The sequence below is a fragment of the Actinopolymorpha sp. B11F2 genome, from assembly GCF_040195635.1.
In the GTDB taxonomy this organism is placed as follows: Bacteria; Actinomycetota; Actinomycetes; order Propionibacteriales; family Actinopolymorphaceae; genus Thermasporomyces.
On sequence record NZ_JBEFTX010000004.1, the window covers coordinates 270167 to 289379 of the forward strand.

Below are 19213 nucleotides of genomic sequence, written 5' to 3' on the forward strand. Positions count from 1 at the left end.
AAAGAGCTGGAAGCGTTGCGGCTACTCGGCGGACGACGGCCTGGTCGCCACGCTCGCGATGAAGAGGGCACAGAAGACCGTGAGGAGTGCTGCCGCGCCTACGAATGGCGCCGCGATCCCCCACAGGGACGCCACAGCGCCACCGATCAGCGCACCAAGGGCAGCGGCCCCGATACCGAGTAGCCGGGTTGCCGAGACCATGCGACCGAGCATCTCGTCAGGCGTGAGGAGTTGTCGCGCTGCACCGCCGACGACGCTGACGGTCGTCGATGCGAGGCCGACGAGGGCAAGCGCAGCGCACGAGACCCACACGTTGGCGCTGAGTAGTACGGCTGCCCATGCGAGGCCTTGTGCGGCCAAGGCGCCGGCGTAGACCACCCTTGCAGGGACGTGCGTGGCGATGCGTGGAGCGACCCAGCCACCCGCAATGCCACCAACAGCCATCACGGCGAGGAGGAGTCCGAAGCCCAGGTCGCCAAGGTGCAGCCGGTCCTGAACGAAGAGAACCAGGGTCGCAAACGCGATGTTGTACGCCAGGTTGTAGGCCGCCATCCCAAACGCGAGCAACCGCAGCTCAGCGTGCGTGAAGAGGAAGACCAGTCCCGCGCGGATCGCCGGAAGGATCGCCTGGTGACAGCCGTTCGTCGGTGGGGAGCTGTTCAACCGAGGAAGGCCCAGCAGCAGCACCGCCGACGCCAAGAATGCGCCCGCATCCAACCCGAACGGCAAGGCCGCCGCGACACCGAAAGTCGCCGCACCAAGGGGCGGACCAGCCAACGATCGTCCGAAGGTGTCGAGCGCCCACATCTTCCCGTTGGCGTGTGTCAGGGCCGTCTTGTCGCGACCCACGACCGCCGGAATCGCGGCCTGAGCGGCGGGGTCGAAGAAGCAGCTTCCGACTCCGACGAGGAAAACGGCGACGATCAGCGCGGGGACCGACGCGTACCCGGTGGCGATCAGGAGCGCCAGGACGCCGAGGACGACTGCACGAGCCAGATCGGTCGACACCAGGACAGCTCGTCGTGGCCATCGATCCACGAGAGCGCCGGCTGGAAGCCCGACGATGAGCCATGCGGCGTACGACGCAGCCGTCACGGCCGACACCGCAAACGGGTCCCTGGTGAGCGAGGCCGCCAACAGCGGGGCGGCAGCCGTGACCATCCCCTGACCGGTGATCGCCACCCCGGTCGACGCCAACAGGAGACCCAACCCACGCCGGGTCGTAGGCATGGGCTGGGTCTCCTGCGTGGATGTCACTAGCGACTGTCCCCTACTGAGCGAGCGTGTCGAGGTGGAACTCCCGGCGCTCGACGCCGCCGACAAAGGCGTTCCACTCGTGTTCGTTGAACATCAGGACCGGGCCGCTGCCCTTGTCCTTGGTGTCCCGTACTCCGATCACACCGTCGACGTACGCCACCTCGACGCAGCCGCCGCTGTCACTGCCACTGCTCTTCCGCCAACGCGCCTTACTCCAGTCCGGAGCCATTCCCGTCCTTCCCTTTGCGGTTGACCTTCCCTCGTGTTTTCCGAGCCAGCGACTTGAGGTACTTCACCGACTCCGCCGGATCGAGCGACTCGCTCAGCAGCCGCTCGAACAGGCCGTCATAGGCCGCCACGTCGTGCGCGGCGGACAGGTACAGGTCTGCGGTCTGCGTCTCCAGGAAGACTACGGTGGGGCTCGTACCCTCCCTGAACTCGTACGTCGTGAACGGCGCCATCACCATGGCCGCCGCGTCCCCGCCCTGGGGAAGCACTCGGAGCGTCACAGCGGGGAGCTTCGAACGCTGAACCAAGTGATCGACCTGCCCCAGCAGCACATCCTGCGCGCCCGGCCAACGGGTGAGCGCACGCTCGTCGAGAACGGCGACGTAGCTCGGCGCATCCGGCGCCTCCAGCAGCTCCTGTCGCCGCCGACGACGGACCGCGATCTCATCGGGGTTCGCGAAACCGCCCGCCCGTGCAATCGCACGCGCATAGTCGAAGGTCTGGAGCTGCCCGGGAATGAGCATCGCCTGGTACTGGCGAATGCGTACGACGCGGGACTCCACCGCCGCGACCTCTCTCTGGCGCCGAGGCGGCCCGGCCGCTCGTACGATCCAGGCACCGTCGACGCCCGAGTCATCAGCCGTCACAGCGAGCAGCTCAGCGCGGACTTCCTCCGGGACGGCGTAGTAGTCCAGCAACGCGGCTAGCTCCCAGACGCTCACCGCGAACCGGGCCGTCTCGATACGTGACACCTTCGACTGTGACCAGCCAAGTGCCTCTGCCACCTGGACCCCTGACAGGCCCAGGTCTTCGCGGATTCGGCGCACTTCAGCCCCGACACGCTGGCGATGCGCCGACGACGCCACGACACGACCTCCTGTGGTAATGCACCAGTGCATAGGACCTTACATGCCGGTCCCGAGCAACGCCAGCACCCCCCACCCTGACGTCCGACAGCAGCCCAGGAGTGTCGCGCATCAGGTGGCACACGACTGTCAAGCATCACCCGAGACAGGACACGGACGGCAGCTCTGCATTGCTGAGTTGACCTCTATGAGATCAAGGCGCCGCTAACGCGGCGCACCGCCCGGCTGCCGGCCCTGCGGGCGGCGCCGGGGCGCCGTCCTCGGGCTCGCCGGGCGCGGACCAGCGAAGTATCTCCAGAGTCGATGGCTCGACTCGCAGGTAACCTGACGCCCCGTCTTCCTCGCACGCCAGTCTCCGGCCTCCGCTGCGCGCGTCAAGGGCGCCTTGCGGCGTCGCTTCGCGATCTTCGACCCTGGACCCGCTCCGCTGCGACCTTCAATCTGGCTGGTTGCGAGGATGACGGGGAGAGTGGTTGCCGCACCTCCCGTAGACGGCCGGCCTCGACTTTCGAAAGCCGTCTAGGGCAGAGCAGAGCTGACAGGCCCTGTGTCCTGTGTCGAGTGATGCGTGATAGTCGCGTGCCCGTGTGATGAGCGATCCGGCCGCCTCTGTGACGTCAAGCCCGGGGTCGCGTGTTCGTCGGGGTCAGTTGGCCTGGCCACGGTCAGATCGACGCCGGGAACTCGATGCTGCGTCTTGCTGCTGTTCTGCCCAGCCTCGGAGGTGCGATTTGTCGTCTGGCCGCATGGCCCGGTCGAGGTGGCCGATGGCCTGCCCGAGTTGTCTGCAGGTGTCTTCGAGTTCTTCTCTTGTGTGTTGGCGTTCGGTGATGGCCACCGACAGGAGGATTCCGGTAAGGGCGATCGAGCCGTTGAACAGTTGAAGGATCAGCATCGTCTCCAGCAGGTCGCGGCCGGCGAAGGTCCCGTATCCGTGCACTGCCGCGTGGATGGCCACTGCCGACGTCAGAACCGCGACCGGTGCAGCGCCCGGCAGTTGGTAGCGCCAAGCCGCCCAGACGATCAGCGGGAAGGCCAGGAAGACGATCCCCAGCGCTCGTTGGGTGAACAGGACCAGGCCGAACGAACCTGCCAGGAGGACGGTGAGCTCGGTGAGTCGTGCCGTGCCAATGTGGCGGTATCGGCGCCACGGGATCTTGGCCAGAGTGAGCAGGAACGGCGCCACCACGAGCACGCCCATCGCGTCGCCGGTCCACCAGGTCAGCCAGACGGGGAGGAAGGTGTGGGGCGTCACCACGCCGGTAGCCAGGAGCAGTGCGGTCCCGTTCGTCGAACTGATGAGCATCGCACCGAACGCGGCGAGAAACACCAGCGCGAGCGCGTCCTTCAACCGGTCCAACCGGATATCGAAGCCCACCCTGCGCAGCGCCCAGAACGCGCACATGCACGCCAGCGTAGAGCCGATCGCGGTGGGGATCATGGCCGCCGGCGGCGTGGTGGTGAGGTTGATCATCGCCAGGCCGGCGAGGATTCCGGGCAGGGTGCGGAGTCCGAGGAGGAGCAGGGCGGTGACCGCGATGCCGGTGGGTGGCCAAAACGGGCTGGTACGTCCCTCGTTCAGACCAATGACCAGCCCCAGTTGCGCCGACCCGAAGAGGACGGCCGCAACAGCCAGGTTCTGGAAGCCAACGATCACATCTCGCCGGAGCCCGCCGAGGCGCTCCATACCACCTGAACCTACGCCACCGATGTGACGATGAGACCGCATGGCGCCGCTTCGAGAGCCGCAACACTAATCCGTCGGGCAGCATCAGCATGGTGCGCAACACCTTCGATGTGCTCAAGGCGAGGGTGGAACCGCTCGAACCGAACGAGCCACACATCGTCATCGAGACGTGAGCCCCGGCCGTCTGGACAGGTGACCATGGGATCCTGCCGTGCCATCCGCGTGCCATTACGGAAGGTGCGGGAGGGTGCCTCCGGGCCTCCGAGCCTCCGAGCCAGACGAGAGCACGGTTTCAAGCAGCCCGTTTCGACATCTTCCAAGCTCTCAAGCCCTATGACCTAACCCCAGCCTGACCCCAACGACCTCCACCGATCGGCCATGTCGAGCACGCCGAATCGTGATGTGCGAGCGTGATCAACCCGGCCGAGATCACTCCGCCCGGTCCTCTTAATCCGCTGGTCGCTCGTGCCACATACGTGCCACACATGGCGGCTACGTCTGGGTGATCAGCGGTCAACAGCGGTCATCTCGCCTGCTTCGCGAGCGCGACTCAGCCACGCTGAGGGTGAGCGCACAACTTCCAAGCTGGTCATGCGGGTTCGATTCCCGTCACCCGCTCCACACGCACCGCCCCAGGTCAGAGCGGTAAATCGCTCGACTGGGCACTCGCCGCGTCGGCACCAGATGGGCCGTGCGTGCCCGCTATGTGCCCGATTCCGAGTCAGCCGCTCGACCGTCATCGTCGTCATGACTGAGCACCACTCCCCCAAGTCCGGCTGCCAGAGCATCCAACGCATCCGCGATCGCACGATCCCGGTTGTCGGTCGCATGTTGGTAGATCCGACGAATACTCGGCCGGGCTGTCCCTCCTCTGCGAAGCGCTGGAGGTGCCAACGCAATTCGGGAATGATCAGCGCGGGGATCGCGAGCGTACGACGGCCAGCTGCCGTCTTGGGCGGACCGACGACGAGCTTTCCCGCGACCTCCTGATAGGTGCGCCGGACCCGAATCGTCCGGGCGTCCAGATCGATATCGGCGCGGTGAAGCCCTGGCAGCTCTCCCCCGCGCAGACTTCCGAAGGTGGCGAGCAGGACTAGCGCCCGGAACCTCGGGCCGCTGTGGCCTGCGATCTCGTAGACCTGCGCAAGTGTGGCTACTGGTCGTTCGGGACTCGACTCGACGCCCGCTCCCTTAATTCGGCATGGACTCTGCCGAATGAGTTCATCGTCCACCGCCGTGCGCATGATGGCACCGAGTAGGCGGTACGCCTTGGCGACCGTCACCGGCCCCGCGCCAGCGTCAAGGCGCCGCTGACGCGGCGCACCGCCCGGCTGCCGCCCTTGCGGGCGGCCGTGGGCGGCCGTCCTCGGGCTCGCCGGGCGGGCCAGCGGAGATCTCCAGAGTCGACGGCAAGCCTCACAGGTACGGTAACCGGCCCGCCCTCCTCGCACGCCAGTCTCCGGCCTCCACTCCACGCGTCAAGACCGCCTCCGGCGTCACTGCGTGATCGGCTCCGCCGACTCTTGACCCCCTCCGCTCCGACCTTCAATCTGGCTGGTTGCGAGGACGACGGGGAAGAGTGGTCACAGGGGTCAGGCCACCCGCAGGCGGTCTCAAGCCAGAAGCTCGGCTATCTGCTCGTGCCCCTGGATGATCCAGGCTGGCTTCCCGGCCTTCCGGCTCTTGTGTGCCCCGGTCGCCGCCCGAACCTGTGCCCAACGGATGGCCCGTTCGCGTTCGATCTCGGCGGCGTCGGCGAAGATGGCCAACCGACGCCGTAGCTCCGCCTCCAGGTCGACGGCTTGAAGCAGGCTCGCGGCACCGCGCTTGAGCACCTCGAGTGCGTCGTAGGCGAGGTCGCCGGCCGGTCCGAAGGGGTCGATCGCCAGCCATGGCTCGCGGTGGGAGCGCACGACATTTCCGAAGTGCAGATCACCGTGGACCACGGTGTCGGGTTGCTTGCGGGCGAGGTCCTGGATGGTGGCGAGCGCAGCGTCCAGTGCACGCTGTGACAGCGGATGGCCCAGCAACTCGGAGTTCTCGTGGAGCGACTGCTCCCAATCTTCGGCCCGATCAGATAGCCGAGGCAGCTCGGGCGGCGCCGAGACGGCCAGTCGGCGGGCGAGCTGTCCTGCCACGGCGGTTGCCTGGTCGACGTCGCCGAGGTCCTCCAGCGTCTGCCACTCGCCCTGCTCCAACAGCATGGCGAAATTGGCGTCGTCCCGTTCGTACAGCAGTACGGCGCCACGCCCACACCAGACGGCGTAGGCGTGAGCTTCGTACATGTTGACTGGATGGGTGAAGGAGACCTTCAGGACAGCTGGCGAGCCGTCGTCACGCTGCACGGGCAGGATGATCCCGAGATGGCCGCGAGTGATCGGAGCGGTCGGAGTGCAGCGCCACCGCCGTAGCAACTCATCTACCAAGCCAGGTAGAGATGCCAACCAGGCTCGTCCAGGATCGCCCTCACGATCGACAAGCTGGCGCGCAAAATCCTCCGGGATCTCGATCACCACGGCAGGATAGACGCCTTTCTCCGTGCCTCCGACGAAGCAGTGAGCACTGGGCGTGGCCGCCATGGTCGCCGTGCCCTCCGCGTGCCCCAAGCCAGGGCCGATCAGGGTGCGCAGCGGTCAATGACGGTCACGACAACCGGACCCCGACACGGCGACGATCTACGCTCAGCGCAACCGGAGACCGCGACGGTCCTTTGCAATGCAGGGGTGTACGGCAGCCGTTGGTCAATCAGACTGCAGACGATAAACCACGATGGCCAGCCAGACTATGAGGCTGAGGGCGGCAACGAGGTACGCGACTGCGTAGACGACCCTTGCGATATCGTTGATGGGAGAGAGCTTGAGGTCGTCGTCCGAGGCGACAATGCCCGCTGTCAGCGCGATGAGAGCTGCAACGCCTCCGACTATCAGAAATCCCAGGCCCTTTCTCATCACACCCCCGTCTAGCCGTTCGGAGACAGTGCTGTACGAAGATTCGATGCTGCACCTAGCTGCACATGCTGGCTGGGCATCGCTGCGAGCGTCCGCGACATGACCGGCTCCGGCCGTAGCGAACCGGAGTCAGATGAGGTGATTGCCAAGGGGCGACCACAGGAACGCGCCCCTGCCGTGCCCCCGAACAACCCGCGACGGCCATCAAGGATCAACACTCGCCGGCGGCACCCCACGGTCAGTGGCGCCAGGAACAGGCGCCGATCTGCGCAAGAGAACCGGGTCTGTCTCAAATTTCGTGAGGCGGTGGGCGCGGGTGGTGCGCGTGGCGCGACCTCGACGATTTCTTGTAATAGCCAAATCTTGACTATGTCGGCGCGTGTCGTTCGGAATAAAAGAAGCCCTCCTTGTGCAGGTTCGGTTTCGACCAAGAAACCCGGCTCCACAAGAAGGGCGACCTTGAGTGTACCTTTCGTTGCCGCAGCTGTTACCGCATCTGACCGGTGTCATCGCTACTGGTGTCGAACTCACATCCGCGGTGGTGGAGATATCTGCGCGCACCCGACGCACAGATGTCGCGTGCCCGCGGTGTGGATCCGTCTCGCGACGGGTGCACAGCCGCTACTGGCGCCGGCTCGCCGACACCGCGGTGGGTGGTCGGCCGGTTCTGATCAAGCTGGAGGTACGCCGTCTGTTCTGTTCGGCTGCCAGCTGTCCCGCGGTGACGTTCGCCGAACAGGTGCCAGGACTGACATCCCGGTATGCGCGTCGTACACCGTTGCTGCGCAAGCTATTGGAGAGAATCGGCGTGACACTGGCCGGTCGCGCCGGTTCCCGGCTGGCCACACACCTGGGCATAGCCGTCGGCCGCGCCAGCCTGCTACAACTGGTGCGAGACTTACCCGACCCGCAGATCGACTCCCTCAAAGTCCTCGGCGTCGACGACTTCGCATTGCGTCGTGGGCACATGTACGGCACGGTCCTGGTTGACATCAACACCCACACACCGGTCGACCTGCTTGCTGATCGCAGCGCCGATACGTTCGCCGCATAGTTAGGCGAGCATCCGGGCATCGAGGTCGTCTGCCGGGACCGGGCCACCACCTACGCCGAGGCCACCCGCAAGGCAGCCCCGAACGCGATCCAAGTCGCCGACCGCTGGCACCTCTGGCACAACCTCGCCGAGCACGTCGAGAAGACCGTCGCCGCACATCACAGCTGCCTGCGCCAACACAACGACATCCCATCCGAGCTTCCCGGCGGATCAGGCCCTGCCGCCGACCTCATTCAGGCAGCTACGGCCGCCCAAGTCAGGCGAAAGGAGAACTCCACACTGGTCGCACGCACCAAGGCCCGCCACCAGGCAGTCCACGCCCTTAAGACCCAAGGCAAGGGCATCAAGGCCATCAAGGGTGAACTCGGGCTGTCCACGGAAACCGTTCGGCGCTTCTACCGCGCCGGCACCGCCGAGGAACTGCTGGCCCATCCCCGTGCGGGCCGGCCCAGCGTCCTGGACCCCTACAAGGCCTACCTCAACCAACGATGGAACGACGGCGCCACCAACGCGAGCACGCTCTACCGACAGATCACCAAACAGGGATATCGGGGCAGCCGGGCAACCGTCGCCCGCTACCTTGCACCGTTCCGTCCCCTCCGCGCCGCGCCACCGCCCACACCTCCAATACCAAAGGTCCGCCACGTCACCTCCTGGATGCTCTGCCACCCCGACAACCTCGAAGACGACGACCAGGACAAGCTCAATCACGCGCTCGCAGCCTGCCCACACCTGGCCGCCACCGCCACCCACGTCACGTCATTCGCCGAGATGATGACCGGCCTGCACGGCGACCGCCTAATAGCCTGGATGAACACCGTCGACGCCGAAGAACTGCCACACCTGCACTCCTTCACCACCGGCCTACGCCGAGACCTGGAAGCCGTCATCAACGGCCTCACCCTGCCCCACAGCTCCGGCCCCGTCGAAGGCATCGTCAACAAAATCAAATACCTCAAACGTCAAATGTTCGGCCGCGCAAACTTCGACCTCCTCCGGAAACGAGTACTACTCACATGACACCACCACCAACAGTCACCGACCGCCCCACCCCTCACGAAATCTGAGACAGAACCAGAGAACCCACTCGTAATGCGTAGCTCGGCTGGTCGCGCCGGGAAGCGCGGGAGCGTTGTGCAGACACCGACACTGACGGATGCTTGACGCTTCGTGACCGAAGCCGCACCATCGTCGACATGTCCGTAGCCTCCGCACAGGCAAGCGCCTTCTACGAGGAGTTCCTCACCAACGGCCAAGTCTTCGCCGTGAGAGACGACGCCGGTTTCCCAGCTCCGCGCAACCCTGAGGGCGCGCGTGCTATGCCCTTCTGGTCGAAGCGGAGCCGTGCCGAGAAGGACTGATCTTGACGCCGTGCTCGGACAGCACGGTGCACATGGGCTCGACTCCCCAGACGAGACCGACCCCGCCGGTGGCGGGGTCGGTCACCTGATGGTCCTTGTGTTCGGCGATGAACCGGATCACCGTCTCCCGGGCCGGTCGAGCTCGGCCCCGAAGAAAATCGCTGCTGCCTTCAAGATCTCGTTCGCCCGCCGCAGCTCGGCGTTCTCGCGCTTGAGCCGCTTCAGCTCCTCGGCCTCTTCGGTGGTCACACCCGCCCGCTTGCCAGCGTCGACCTCAGCGCGGCGAACCCACGTCCGCACGGTCTCAGGCGCACCGACGCCGAGCTTGTCGGCCACCGCGGTGATCGCAGCCCACTGCGACCCGTACTGCGGAGCAATCTCCGCGACCATTCGCACCGCGCGATCCCGAAGCTCCTCGGGGTACCTGCTCGGTTTGCCATGCGCTCACGTGATACAGAACTCGTTCCCTTCGACGTCCTGCATGACGACGATCCCCTCGACCCGCGCGACCATGGCCGCTCCCGCCGCGGTCAGCCGCTCGGCCTCAGCCTCCTGCCGCCCACGTACCTGATCGGGTGGCAACCCGTCGGAAGCCTTGATGTCCAGATGCACGCGGTTCTTGACAACCTTGCCTTCAGGTACCGCGATGAAGAAGATGTCCGGCCGGCTACCTACGGTGTCGATGATCGTACGCACGGCGTAGCGCCGGTCCGCAGGTATGGCGTTGGCGTCGGCCCAGGCCTCCCAGCTAGCGAACCCCTCGGGCGGGCTACCGGGCGGCTGATCCGGCGGGCTGCCCGGATAGTTGTATCCCTCCAGCGCGGTCAGCCAGAACCGCGACACCTTGTCCACGTCCTTGCAGTCAAAGACGATGTGAATGTCGTAGACCATGGCGACCAGCATTCCTTGCCTTGGGTGACACCCGTATGTCACCGTCCGAGAGTGAACCGGACCGATCGCCTCTACGCGCTCACCGAAGAGCTGCGCCGGGCCGGGTCGAATGGGCGCACCTCGGCGGAGCTGGCCATGAAGTTCGAGGTCAGCGGGCGCACGATCAAGCGCGACATCCTGGCGCTGCAGGAGTCCGGCGTGCCGATCTGGGCACAAGGAGGGTCCGGCGGCGGTTACAAGCTGGACGCCAGCGCTTCCCTGCCCCCGCTGAACTTCACACCCGCACAGGCGATCGCTGTGGCCGTGGCATTGGCATCCGCGCAGCGCGCGCCGTTCGCGCTCGACGGCGCTACCGCGCTGGCCAAGGTGTTCGACATCCTCGACGCAGACTCGCGTCGCCGCGCGGAGGCGCTCGGCGCGCGGATCTGGGTGAACGGCGATCCGTCCAACCTGCCACCAGGGGCGACAGTCGGGCGCGCCGCGGGTGCACGGGTGATCGAAGAGGCTTTGCACCGTGGACTTGTCGTGGTGCTGGACTACATCGATGCGCATGGTGCGCGCACGCGCCGCCGGGTCGAGCCGATCATGCTCGCGTTGACCTATGGGTACTGGTACCTGATCGGCTGGTGCCGGGAGCGGGACGCGGTGCGGTGGTTCCGATGGGATCGGGTACGAAACGCGCGCCTCACCAAGGAGGCGGTGCACCAGCGAGAACTGTCCGTGATCGGCGAGTTCCCGCCGACCGCGCATTCTGTGCGGCCCGAACCAATCCCAGGGGACGCATAGGACGCCGTGCCACTGGCGTGCCAGATGGGACGGTTGATCATGGTCCGTCACGGTCAATAGCGGTCAAGTCAGCGCGGCACTGACGCCGGAACGGTCGACGCTCAATTGAGCGTGGGACCCGAATATGCCTTTGCAAGGCAGGGGTGCTCCAACCCCAACACGTCCGCTCTTGACGCTTGGCGCCGCTGTGGGAGGTCTCCGGGAGATGAGCCCTTCTCAGCCGTTGTTCACGCTTGGGCAGTGGCGGCCAGTGCAGGGTCCTCAAGTCGTGGAGCTGGCCGGTGCGACCATGGCAGGGAGAAGGAAGGGCAGACGGAAGGTTGCAGGTAGAAGCTCGATGCCAGTCTTGTGCAAGTTTGAGCGGCCCAGCTTTACGGCGTCGCAGTACGACGAGATCATAAAGCTGTTGGAAGAGGCAGGATGGAGTGCTCCCGAAGGGCGGCGCTACCACGTCTGCTACGGCCAGCCTGGTAAGTTGCGGGTCATCCAGGTCTGGGACTCCGAACAGCAACTTCGCACCTACTACCAGGCGCTTTACCCGATCTTGCTCAAGGTGGGAGTTGCCCCAGTCGAGCCGTACCTCGAGGATGTCTACCACATCCTCGAGGGCAGACAACCCTGCTAGCGACCCGAGACTGCCGGCGGCACCGACCCTGACCATCCCCGGGCCATTAGCCCGGGCGAGCGAGGGTTACTCCAGGCCGCTGCAGGCCACCGATCCACGCCTAGGGCGATCCGAACGAGGGCACTTAAGCCATCGGCGATCGCGCGGTCGCGACCCTTCACTGCGTGGGGGTAACCGAGCGCGGCTCGGCTGCCCGAACGCCCTGCTCGCTCCATCGGCTCTCGAAGCGTCGCCCCGGTCATGGCGGCCAGCGTGTTTCCGGTGTGGCGAAGATCGTGCAGCCGGAGGCCCTCTACATCGACAGCCTTCACGGCGTTCTACCAGATCCGGTTGAAGGTCGACCGGCGCGGCGTTCCCCCCTTCGGTCCGACGAACATGCGCCCGTTCGGACCAGGCTCGGAGAACCACTGGAGATGTGATCGGATGTCAGGAATGACCACCGACGGAGTCGACACGATCCGCGTGGCAGCGTGACTTGGCGCTCCCCAAGGAGAGCCGACCTCGATGCTCCACGACCGCCTTGGTCACCCGGACGGTCAGCTCGTCGAGATCGATGTCAGACCTGCGCAAGGCCCCACAGCTCGGCCCACCGCAAGCGTGCGAAGGTCGCCAGGAGGACCAATGTCCTTCTTTCCCTGCATCAGGCCACCCGCCTTCCCGCTGCCCCACCGTCGAACGCTCACCGGCTCGACTTTCCCGAGTCGATGTACTCCTGGAGTGCGCTGGCAGGGATTCGGACGTGCCTGCCGACCTTCACGAACCTGATACGTCGCTCTGCGACCAGCCGTCGGGAGGGGCGCGACGTGGTGCCGAGGACCTCGGCGGCCTGGTCGATGCCTATGGTCGGCGGGTGCTGCTCACCACTCCGGATGCGCCATACGCGGTTCAATGCCTGCAGTCGATCCCGTACGGAACAGCACGTGCGTCGTCACGGGACTGGGAGGTAGCACTCACTCTGGACGTCCTGCTGCCGGAGCCCCGTCCGTCTCGACCTACTCCGGCGGTGGTCTACGTCCACGGCGGTGGCTGGCAATTGGGGCGACAAATGCTGCCGGCATGTCCCCCTGGCACAGTCCGTTGATGGCCGCCCATGGGTTCGTCGCCGTCAACGTCGGCTACCGATTGAGTTGGATGGCGCCACACCCGGCGCAGCCTCTGCCTGTCCATGGTGTCGTACCCAAATGCGCAGTTCCGGGTCGATCAGTCGCCTGCCTACGTCCCTGCGGTGCCGCTTGCACGGTCGATGGCGAACCGGATCGCCACGCGTCCATCAGCGTGGAGGCTTGACATGAACGCTTCCCAGTCCGGCCGTTCGCCGCGGAGTGCCTCATACAGGTTCTTGAGGCCTTCGGGGTCGAGGCCTACGTTCGGTGGAAGAACTTCCGCCACCCCTTCAACCTGCACCCATGGCCCGAAGAACGGCTCGGTGAAGACACACGCCGAAACAATCGGATCCCGACGCAGGTTACGGGTCTTGGCCCGGGCCTCGGTCGTACTCAACACGACCCGGCCGGCGCCGTCGAGCGCGACGATGACGGGCGAGAGTTGGACGCACCCGTCGACACGGAAGGTGCTGAGAACGGCGTGGTGGTTGATCCGTAGGAACTCCTGGGCCCGCGTCGGATTCATTCGCCTCTCCCTGTGTAGACGCCTCTTCCCGGGCGTAGTAGCGAGCGTGAAAGACGGCCGCCGCGTAATCATCAATGACTTTGTATAACCGACGATCTTGTGACGACACCGGGCACAGCGTAGATGCCGAGAGTTTGGCTGTCCGACTTTGATGCCGGGTTGGCACGTCCCAGCCGGTTCGCCCCGAGGGTGGAGCCGGCCTGGTGAGGGTCGAGCTGCGTCAGATGATGCTCATGGTGCCAGCCCTGGCGAACCACTCCCTGCCCTGCTTATGCGACCCGCCGGCAGCAGCCGCAGCCTCCGCCTGAGTCGCTCCAGTACCGATCGACCGCCAAAAACGGCGACACGACACCAAGCCGATCCGTCCCCGTGATCTTGGTGTCGACGGACGGGTCTGGCTGATCTTCGGCGGCCTACGGACCGGAAGGCCAGGATCATCCCGCCGCCCTCGTTTTGACAAGCTGCCCGACCGACGGGATAGGAGCCCCCAGGCGATCTCGCATAGCCTCGCCTGACGCGGTGGACCGTCGCGTGGGGACCATGCGGGTTGTCCGGACTGAGTACGGCCGCGAGAAGGACCGCAAGTGGTCAGTCGGTCAGTGTGGTGGCCATCCAGTCGTGCATACCGCCGTCGTTCATGGGGCCTTCAAGTGGCCCCGTTCGCAGGATCGTCTGGACGGCTCTGGTTTGCGTCCAGCGCAGGGCCCTCTCGACGTCGACCTCAGCGGCGTCGGCGAAGATCTGGATCCGTCTGCGGAGGGCTCGGTCGGGGTCGGGCAGGTCTCGCAGCTCGGTCCACCGGTCGCGGAGGTGGGTAAGGCATTCGAACGCGATCTCGCCGACATAGCCGAGGGGGTCGATGGCGAGCCAGTCCTCGCGTGTTCCACGGAGCACATTGGTTTGGTTGAGGTCACCGTGCAGCATCGTGCTGGGTTGGTCTGGCCCAAGCTCCATGCAGGTGGCGATGGCGGCGCCAACGGCGTGTGCGGGGAGGGGATCTCCCGCGGCTGCCGACATGGCGGGAAGTTCGGCCGCCCACTGCGCGAACACCGGCTCCAGCCTGGGTGGTCCGGGCGGTGCGGGGACTGCGAGTCGTCGGGCCAGGCGGCCGATGATGGTCATGGCCTCGTCGGTATCGGTCACGGTGGCCAAGGACTCCGGGTGGAGCTGTTCGAGCAGGATCGCGGAGTTGGCGTCGTCGCGCTCCAGCAACAGCGCGGCTCCCCGTCCGGCCCAGGTGGCGAGCGTGGTCGCCTCAAACTGAGGGGTCTCATAAGGCGGCGACACCTTCAGCATGGCGCTGCTGCCATTCAGTCGACGTACCGGGACCACGACGCCTGCCCATCCGGACATGGCTGGCCCGGCGATGATGCACGACCAGCGCTCCAACAGTTGAGCGACCAGTCCGGGCAGACAGTCGAACCATTCGCGAGCCCGATCGCCCTGGACCTTGACGAGCGCATCGCGAAACGCCGCCGGGACAGTGAAGGCTCGAGGGTCAGCTTGACTCATGGAAACAGATTCGATCACCCCGGCGCAGGGCGTCCACAGGTTTCACGATGGAGTCGTCTAGGAACGGTGCCGCTGAAGTGCCCCCGAGCGCCCGGCACCAACCGTCAATGATTCGCGCTCGCCAGTACCGGTCCATGCTCAGCACGCGCCAGGCGCGCCGCCCGACCAGGAACGGGGCCACCGCGCCGGGCCGAGATTGGTACGGTCCGCAGAGGTTCGACCACGACGCGAAGGAGACCGTGCCGATGCCGTACACACCCACTCGATTTTCCGTCAGCGTCAAAGGCGTAGTGGTACGGGACGGCCGGGTCGTCCTGCTCATGAACGAGCGGGACGAGTGGGAACTTCCAGGCGGCCGGTTGGAGCCCGGTGAACAGCCCGAGACCTGCGTCGTCCGCGAGGTCCAGGAAGAGACCGGCTTGGAAACGGGAGTGGTCGCGATCCTGGATTCATGGGTGTCCCACATCGGAGCTGGGCCAGGTGTACTGATCGTCACCTATGGCTGCGCCGTGATAGGGGACACAGCGCCAGTCCTCTCGCATGAGCATCAGCAGATCGGGACGTTCTCCGAGCCCGAGGTCTCGGGCCTTGCCATGCCAGATGGCTACAAGCGATCGATTTCGGCGTGGTACAGCCACCTGCGCTCTGGTGCTCGTGCCTAGTCCGCGGCAAGCACTGCGGTCGGCTGACGCGTTCACGATCTCCTCGCCGCACCGGCCGTGGCCGACCAGACGACTCGTTCGCCGTCTTCCAGATACACCACCGTTCCATTTGCCCGCGCCTCCAGGCAGGCCGCGATCCGACGGGCAAGGAGCGGGGAGAGCCTTTCCGCTGCCTCCTGAGGAGAGCAGAACGCCCAGCCGCGAAGCTCATCCGCCGGCACCGTGATCTTCGCAGCCACATCCGCCGGCACCGTCCCCCCGTCGAAGACGAGCATCACGCCCTCCGTCCGCCCCTCCTTGGGCGGAACCCAGTCGACGGCCAGAAGACCACCTACCGGCAGGCGGACGCCAAGCTCCTCCTCCAACTCCCTGCACACGGCCTCGTACGGAGACTCCTCGGCCTCGACAGCCCCGCCCGGGACTTCCCAGTAGTCCTTGTATGTCGGCTCAACGAGGAGTACTCGATCCTCAGCGTCGAGGAGCAACGCACCCGCCCCCATCCGCTTCCGAGCCAGCGGGATCGTGTGCTGCTCGACCGTCGCGGCGTGGTCGTTCATCCGCCGTACGCTACTGGACGAATCTCCAGCGCTGAGCCCAACGACCTGCAGCGGCGAGCGCGACGAGCTCTTGTCGACTGCCTTGAGAACGTGTACGAAGAGGTCGCGATCAGGCTGCCTGCCTTGACGGATCGCGGCGCGCGGGCCTGGACCGTGCACGCCCCGGGCACCACCATGGGCCGGGACGAGTGTCCCCGAACGGCCCTGACCAGCACGCAGCGAGCCACGCGTACAAGGAGCACTCCGTCAGGAGTGTTAGAGGCGGAGGTCGCGTGCCTGTCAGGGAGCCGGCCGGCGCGCGATCGGCACGGTAAGAGGCGGATCGCCGTACGGGGAATACTGCGTCACGGACGTGCCGGGGTGCAGCCTCTCGTCATCGCGGTACCGCTGCAACAACAGGGCATCCAACCGACCCGCGTCCGCAGGTGAAGCGGCGGACTCGGCCGCGATCAGTAGGTCCGCGATGTCGTCGATGAGGGCCAGCGTGGAGTCGGGAGGACCGCCCGGCAGGCTCACGGCACCCCAGCCGTCCCACAGCAGCAGCTCGTCGGCATAGCGGTGAGCAAGTTGCATCAGAACGTAGTTGTGGATGAACCACATCCCGGCGAAGTCCGATCCCGGACCAGTCCCGAACAGGTTCGGGTCCAGGGATCCGGCGCGACAACCGTGCCAGACCTCGGCCGCCGTGCGGAAGAGGGCATCGGCACCAGCCGGAATGTCGTGTGGCGTCGGCAGTGTCTCGGTCGGCTCGGCGATTTCCGGGTCGAACCGCACCCAGCGCTGAATTTCCCTGTCGTAGGTCTGCACGATCACATGGTCATGGTTGTAGCCCGGCCTGAGGTAGCCCGCGAAACCCACCAGCGAGCGGGCCGGAATTCCGTGCTGACGCAGGACCCCGACGCAGAACAGGGTGTGATCACGGCAGCAACCCTGAACCCGATCGGTGGGATCGCGAGGCTCCGCGAGTGGCTTCCGGTGCCTCTCCTGGTCGATCTCCAGCGTGATTGCGAGCCAGCGACTGTGGATGTCGTTCCGGGTGGTCGCGGGAAGCTCCAGCCCCGACCCTCGATAGTGCACGATAACGTTGCGCGCCACCGCTGAAAGGCCCGGAATGTCGGTGGGCACATCGTCCAGTAGCACCGCATGCCTGCCGGGATCCGAGTACGGCGAGTGCCTGCTCCAGTCACGTGGATCCGTCATACACGCGACCCTAGATGTACCGCACCCGCAACTGGAAGCGAGTGCCGCGCTTCACCTGGCACGGACCAGCGACTGGATCCGGCGCCGCTGGGGACGACGTTGGGAGGGCTTGTGGAAGATCTGTCGCATGTTCTTTGGATCGGTGGCCCAGCTGCCGCTGGCAAGACAAAAGTGAGTCGCTTGCTGGCGAGGCGTCACGGCTTGCGCTGGTACAGCGTTTACTCCCATACCTGGGAGTACTGGGACCGGGCCGCAGCGTTGGGCGTGGCCCTGCCGAGCGTTGGCCCAGGCGACTTTGACCGTGGTCCGATGATCCGTGAGGACCTTATGTCTCTACCCTGGCCCCTGGCGGTGGTGGAGGGCGCCCTCGTCACTCCCGACCTGGCCGGGCCCACCGGCAGTGCGGTGTGGCTGATGCCCTCACAAGAGGAACAGCGAGCCAGGCTTGAAAAGCGGCACCCGGAGGGCGTGCACCATGGATATCTGTGGGGCTGGCAGCTGATCCGGACCCAACTCGATGCCGCCCCGGACGCGACCACCATCGCTGTTGACAACCAGACGGTGAGCCAGACACTTGCCGCGGTCGAGGGCCAGTTCGCCGAGCGCATCGCAGCGGGCCCAACCGGCGGAAGTTGACGCGAGCGGCGGAGCCTGCTGCGCTACGCCAACGAGGTCTCCGTCGCCCACTCTCTCACTGCGTTCGCGCGAGCCCCTGTACCACCAGATGCCAGCAAGATCATTCGTACGTTTGACTGCGAATGCGCCGAACCGACTTGCGACGCCCTGGTAGAGCAACCTGTCAGCGACGCAGCCGCTGCGCTGACCGACCCACCGCCAGCACTCCTCGCACCCGGACACGACCGACGGGGTCACTTGCGACCGGGTGCGTACTGAGTTGGACTGACTCGGCAGAGCGCAAAAGAATGACGGCGTACCGCTTTCTGACAGAAGGAGCCACCCGTGCAGCCAACCCGCATCATTGCGAACCTGTCAGTCCCAGATATTGGCGAAGCCCGGGACTTCTACGTGGACTACCTCGGGCTGAGCGTCGAGGGGCTCAACATGGGGTGGGTTGCCCGGTTCCAGTCTCCTGATGGCCAAGCGGTCGTCCAACTCGTCACCCGTGATGCCACCGCTCCGCGCGACTCCGTGATCTCGGTCGCCGTCGGCGACGGCGTTGAGGAGGCGTACGAGGAAGCGAAACGACGCGGGTTCGAGATCGTCCATCCGCTCACCACGGAACCCTGGGGCCTGCGAAGGTTCCTCGTTCGCGCGCCGGACGGCAACGTGATCAACATCGTCAGCCACAAGAACGATTAGTCCTACGGGTTCCCACTCGTGTGTGTCGCTGTCCACCGGTCGTGGCCGCGAGCAACCCTTTGGCGGCCGTGATGCGTCACGACGGCAAGCCGAAGGGGGCGCTGACGTGAGTCTGCTCCGACGATTCACAGCCGCCGTCACCGTGTCCGGACTGCTCTTGAGTGGCTCAGCGGGATGCGGCATCGCGGGCGACTCCAAAGTACAGAAGAGTTCCTGGCAGGAGCCTGGCGCCTACGCCTACACCCTCGAGTCGACCGAGGGGAATCGAGCGCTCCTCGGGAAGTTTCGCATCGCGGTTCGGGATCGCCACGTTGCGGAGGCGGAAGGCTTCGACGAATACAGCAGACGCGTCGTCACGAAGATGCCGCAGATCGTACCGACACTGGGCGATCTGCTCCGGGAGGTTGAGCAGGTACGGAACAGGAACGCCGACATCGCAGAGGTGACCTACGCCGCGGACGGGCATCCGACTCAGATCGTCTGGGACTTGGACAAGGACGCGGTCGACGACGAGGCAAAGTACCTCATCACCGCGTACGAACAGGTCGACCAGTAGATCCAGACGCACCGGCAGACGCAGATCGCCACGGTTTGACCTTCCGGGTGACCAGGCCCGTAGTGGTGGATCGA

At 65.8% G+C, this 19213-nt stretch carries 21 protein-coding genes and 1 pseudogene; 9 read left to right on the plus strand and 13 right to left on the minus strand.

Annotation, left to right across the window (positions count from 1 at the left end; translation table 11 throughout):
- Positions 1-21: 21 nt before the first annotated feature.
- From ABN034_RS10135 to ABN034_RS10160, 6 genes are all read right to left on the minus strand, one after another.
- Positions 22-1230 carry an MFS transporter gene (locus ABN034_RS10135; protein WP_349690735.1) on the minus strand — a complete coding sequence of 403 codons (1209 nt, stop codon included), beginning with the start codon at positions 1228-1230 and terminating at the stop codon, positions 22-24.
- Positions 1231-1270: 40 nt separating this feature from the next.
- A complete protein-coding gene (locus tag ABN034_RS10140) occupies positions 1271-1486 on the minus strand; it encodes a DUF397 domain-containing protein (protein ID WP_349690736.1) in 216 nt (71 codons plus the stop codon).
- Complete coding sequence (locus tag ABN034_RS10145) at positions 1467-2384, minus strand: helix-turn-helix domain-containing protein (RefSeq protein ID WP_349690737.1); 918 nt, start codon at positions 2382-2384, stop codon at positions 1467-1469. The genes ABN034_RS10140 and ABN034_RS10145 overlap by 20 nt, the downstream gene beginning before the upstream one ends.
- A gap of 613 nt (positions 2385-2997) precedes the next feature.
- Positions 2998-4038 carry an MASE1 domain-containing protein gene (locus ABN034_RS10150; protein WP_349690738.1) on the minus strand — a complete coding sequence of 347 codons (1041 nt, stop codon included), beginning with the start codon at positions 4036-4038 and terminating at the stop codon, positions 2998-3000.
- 1613 nt (positions 4039-5651) lie between these two features.
- Entirely contained in the window at positions 5652-6554 is a 903-nt protein-coding gene (locus ABN034_RS10155) for an aminoglycoside phosphotransferase family protein (RefSeq protein ID WP_502879002.1), read from the minus strand.
- A gap of 225 nt (positions 6555-6779) precedes the next feature.
- Entirely contained in the window at positions 6780-6986 is a 207-nt protein-coding gene (locus tag ABN034_RS10160; protein WP_349690740.1) for a hypothetical protein, read from the minus strand.
- A gap of 541 nt (positions 6987-7527) precedes the next feature.
- On the opposite strand from ABN034_RS10160, the gene ABN034_RS10165 reads away from it, so the two are divergent.
- The 3 genes from ABN034_RS10165 (at position 7528) to ABN034_RS10175 (ending at position 9401) form a co-directional block, all read left to right on the plus strand.
- The gene (locus ABN034_RS10165) at positions 7528-8040 is read left to right on the plus strand and encodes a transposase family protein (protein WP_349690881.1); all 513 of its coding nucleotides are present in this window, start codon (positions 7528-7530) and stop codon (positions 8038-8040) included.
- Positions 8041-8058: 18 nt separating this feature from the next.
- Positions 8059-9060, plus strand: a complete 1002-nt coding sequence (locus ABN034_RS34325) for an ISL3 family transposase (RefSeq protein WP_502879006.1) — start codon at positions 8059-8061, stop codon at positions 9058-9060.
- A 176-nt stretch (positions 9061-9236) separates the two neighbouring features.
- On the plus strand, positions 9237-9401 hold the full coding sequence (locus tag ABN034_RS10175) for a DUF2750 domain-containing protein (RefSeq protein WP_349690742.1): 165 nt from the start codon (positions 9237-9239) through the stop codon (positions 9399-9401).
- Here the strand turns inward: ABN034_RS10175 and ABN034_RS10180 are convergent.
- Both ABN034_RS10180 and ABN034_RS10185 read right to left on the minus strand, forming a co-directional pair.
- Positions 9385-9791, minus strand: a pseudogene (locus ABN034_RS10180) (IS3-like element ISMyma3 family transposase); the annotation flags it as partial. The gene ABN034_RS10175 and the pseudogene ABN034_RS10180 sit on opposite strands and share 17 nt — an antisense overlap.
- Before the next feature lie 54 nt (positions 9792-9845).
- Complete coding sequence (locus ABN034_RS10185) at positions 9846-10292, minus strand: VOC family protein (protein WP_349690743.1); 447 nt, start codon at positions 10290-10292, stop codon at positions 9846-9848.
- A gap of 51 nt (positions 10293-10343) precedes the next feature.
- Here ABN034_RS10185 and ABN034_RS10190 point away from each other — a divergent pair, with 51 nt between their 5' ends.
- Both ABN034_RS10190 and ABN034_RS10195 read left to right on the plus strand, forming a co-directional pair.
- Positions 10344-11078 (plus strand): helix-turn-helix transcriptional regulator, encoded by a 735-nt coding sequence (locus ABN034_RS10190; protein ID WP_349690744.1) that lies wholly within the window; start codon positions 10344-10346, stop codon positions 11076-11078.
- 406 nt (positions 11079-11484) lie between these two features.
- A complete protein-coding gene (locus tag ABN034_RS10195) occupies positions 11485-11703 on the plus strand; it encodes a hypothetical protein (protein WP_349690745.1) in 219 nt (72 codons plus the stop codon).
- 679 nt (positions 11704-12382) lie between these two features.
- Here the strand turns inward: ABN034_RS10195 and ABN034_RS34330 are convergent.
- From ABN034_RS34330 to ABN034_RS10205, 3 genes are all read right to left on the minus strand, one after another.
- Positions 12383-12592 (minus strand): excisionase family DNA-binding protein, encoded by a 210-nt coding sequence (locus ABN034_RS34330; RefSeq protein ID WP_502879003.1) that lies wholly within the window; start codon positions 12590-12592, stop codon positions 12383-12385.
- A gap of 323 nt (positions 12593-12915) precedes the next feature.
- Positions 12916-13332 (minus strand): TIGR03618 family F420-dependent PPOX class oxidoreductase, encoded by a 417-nt coding sequence (locus tag ABN034_RS10200; protein ID WP_349690746.1) that lies wholly within the window; start codon positions 13330-13332, stop codon positions 12916-12918.
- 588 nt (positions 13333-13920) lie between these two features.
- Positions 13921-14844 (minus strand): aminoglycoside phosphotransferase family protein, encoded by a 924-nt coding sequence (locus ABN034_RS10205; RefSeq protein WP_349690747.1) that lies wholly within the window; start codon positions 14842-14844, stop codon positions 13921-13923.
- Between the two features lie 245 nt (positions 14845-15089).
- On the opposite strand from ABN034_RS10205, the gene ABN034_RS10210 reads away from it, so the two are divergent.
- The gene (locus ABN034_RS10210) at positions 15090-15506 is read left to right on the plus strand and encodes an NUDIX hydrolase (protein WP_349690748.1); all 417 of its coding nucleotides are present in this window, start codon (positions 15090-15092) and stop codon (positions 15504-15506) included.
- 32 nt (positions 15507-15538) lie between these two features.
- On the opposite strand, the gene ABN034_RS10215 is transcribed toward ABN034_RS10210, so the two are convergent.
- Both ABN034_RS10215 and ABN034_RS10220 read right to left on the minus strand, forming a co-directional pair.
- A complete protein-coding gene (locus ABN034_RS10215; RefSeq protein ID WP_349690749.1) occupies positions 15539-16063 on the minus strand; it encodes an NUDIX domain-containing protein in 525 nt (174 codons plus the stop codon).
- 279 nt (positions 16064-16342) lie between these two features.
- Positions 16343-17263, minus strand: a complete 921-nt coding sequence (locus ABN034_RS10220) for a transglutaminase domain-containing protein (RefSeq protein WP_349690750.1) — start codon at positions 17261-17263, stop codon at positions 16343-16345.
- A gap of 309 nt (positions 17264-17572) precedes the next feature.
- Between ABN034_RS10220 and ABN034_RS10225 the strand changes: the two genes are divergently transcribed.
- From ABN034_RS10225 to ABN034_RS10235, 3 genes are all read left to right on the plus strand, one after another.
- Positions 17573-17899: a hypothetical protein gene (locus ABN034_RS10225; RefSeq protein ID WP_349690751.1), complete on the plus strand. Its 327-nt coding sequence runs from the start codon at positions 17573-17575 to the stop codon at positions 17897-17899.
- A 324-nt stretch (positions 17900-18223) separates the two neighbouring features.
- On the plus strand, positions 18224-18583 hold the full coding sequence (locus ABN034_RS10230; protein ID WP_349690752.1) for a VOC family protein: 360 nt from the start codon (positions 18224-18226) through the stop codon (positions 18581-18583).
- 106 nt (positions 18584-18689) lie between these two features.
- A complete protein-coding gene (locus ABN034_RS10235) occupies positions 18690-19139 on the plus strand; it encodes a DUF6174 domain-containing protein (protein WP_349690753.1) in 450 nt (149 codons plus the stop codon).
- Positions 19140-19213 lie beyond the last annotated feature (74 nt).

What these genes read in the sequence shown, in the direction of transcription:
- ABN034_RS10135 (WP_349690735.1), bottom strand. Translation starts at nt 1,230, where the DNA reads ATGCCTACGACCCGGCGTGGGTTGGGTCTCCTGTTGGCGTCGACCGGG.
- ABN034_RS10140 (WP_349690736.1), bottom strand. Translation starts at nt 1,486, where the DNA reads ATGGCTCCGGACTGGAGTAAGGCGCGTTGGCGGAAGAGCAGTGGCAGT.
- ABN034_RS10145 (WP_349690737.1), bottom strand. Translation starts at nt 2,384, where the DNA reads ATGCACTGGTGCATTACCACAGGAGGTCGTGTCGTGGCGTCGTCGGCG.
- ABN034_RS10150 (WP_349690738.1), bottom strand. Translation starts at nt 4,038, where the DNA reads ATGGAGCGCCTCGGCGGGCTCCGGCGAGATGTGATCGTTGGCTTCCAG.
- ABN034_RS10160 (WP_349690740.1), bottom strand. Translation starts at nt 6,986, where the DNA reads ATGAGAAAGGGCCTGGGATTTCTGATAGTCGGAGGCGTTGCAGCTCTC.
- ABN034_RS10175 (WP_349690742.1), top strand. Translation starts at nt 9,237, where the DNA reads ATGTCCGTAGCCTCCGCACAGGCAAGCGCCTTCTACGAGGAGTTCCTC.
- ABN034_RS10185 (WP_349690743.1), bottom strand. Translation starts at nt 10,292, where the DNA reads ATGGTCTACGACATTCACATCGTCTTTGACTGCAAGGACGTGGACAAG.
- ABN034_RS10200 (WP_349690746.1), bottom strand. Translation starts at nt 13,332, where the DNA reads ATGAATCCGACGCGGGCCCAGGAGTTCCTACGGATCAACCACCACGCC.
- ABN034_RS10205 (WP_349690747.1), bottom strand. Translation starts at nt 14,844, where the DNA reads ATGAGTCAAGCTGACCCTCGAGCCTTCACTGTCCCGGCGGCGTTTCGC.
- ABN034_RS10210 (WP_349690748.1), top strand. Translation starts at nt 15,090, where the DNA reads ATGCCGTACACACCCACTCGATTTTCCGTCAGCGTCAAAGGCGTAGTG.
- ABN034_RS10215 (WP_349690749.1), bottom strand. Translation starts at nt 16,063, where the DNA reads ATGAACGACCACGCCGCGACGGTCGAGCAGCACACGATCCCGCTGGCT.
- ABN034_RS10220 (WP_349690750.1), bottom strand. Translation starts at nt 17,263, where the DNA reads ATGACGGATCCACGTGACTGGAGCAGGCACTCGCCGTACTCGGATCCC.
- ABN034_RS10225 (WP_349690751.1), top strand. Translation starts at nt 17,573, where the DNA reads ATGATCCGTGAGGACCTTATGTCTCTACCCTGGCCCCTGGCGGTGGTG.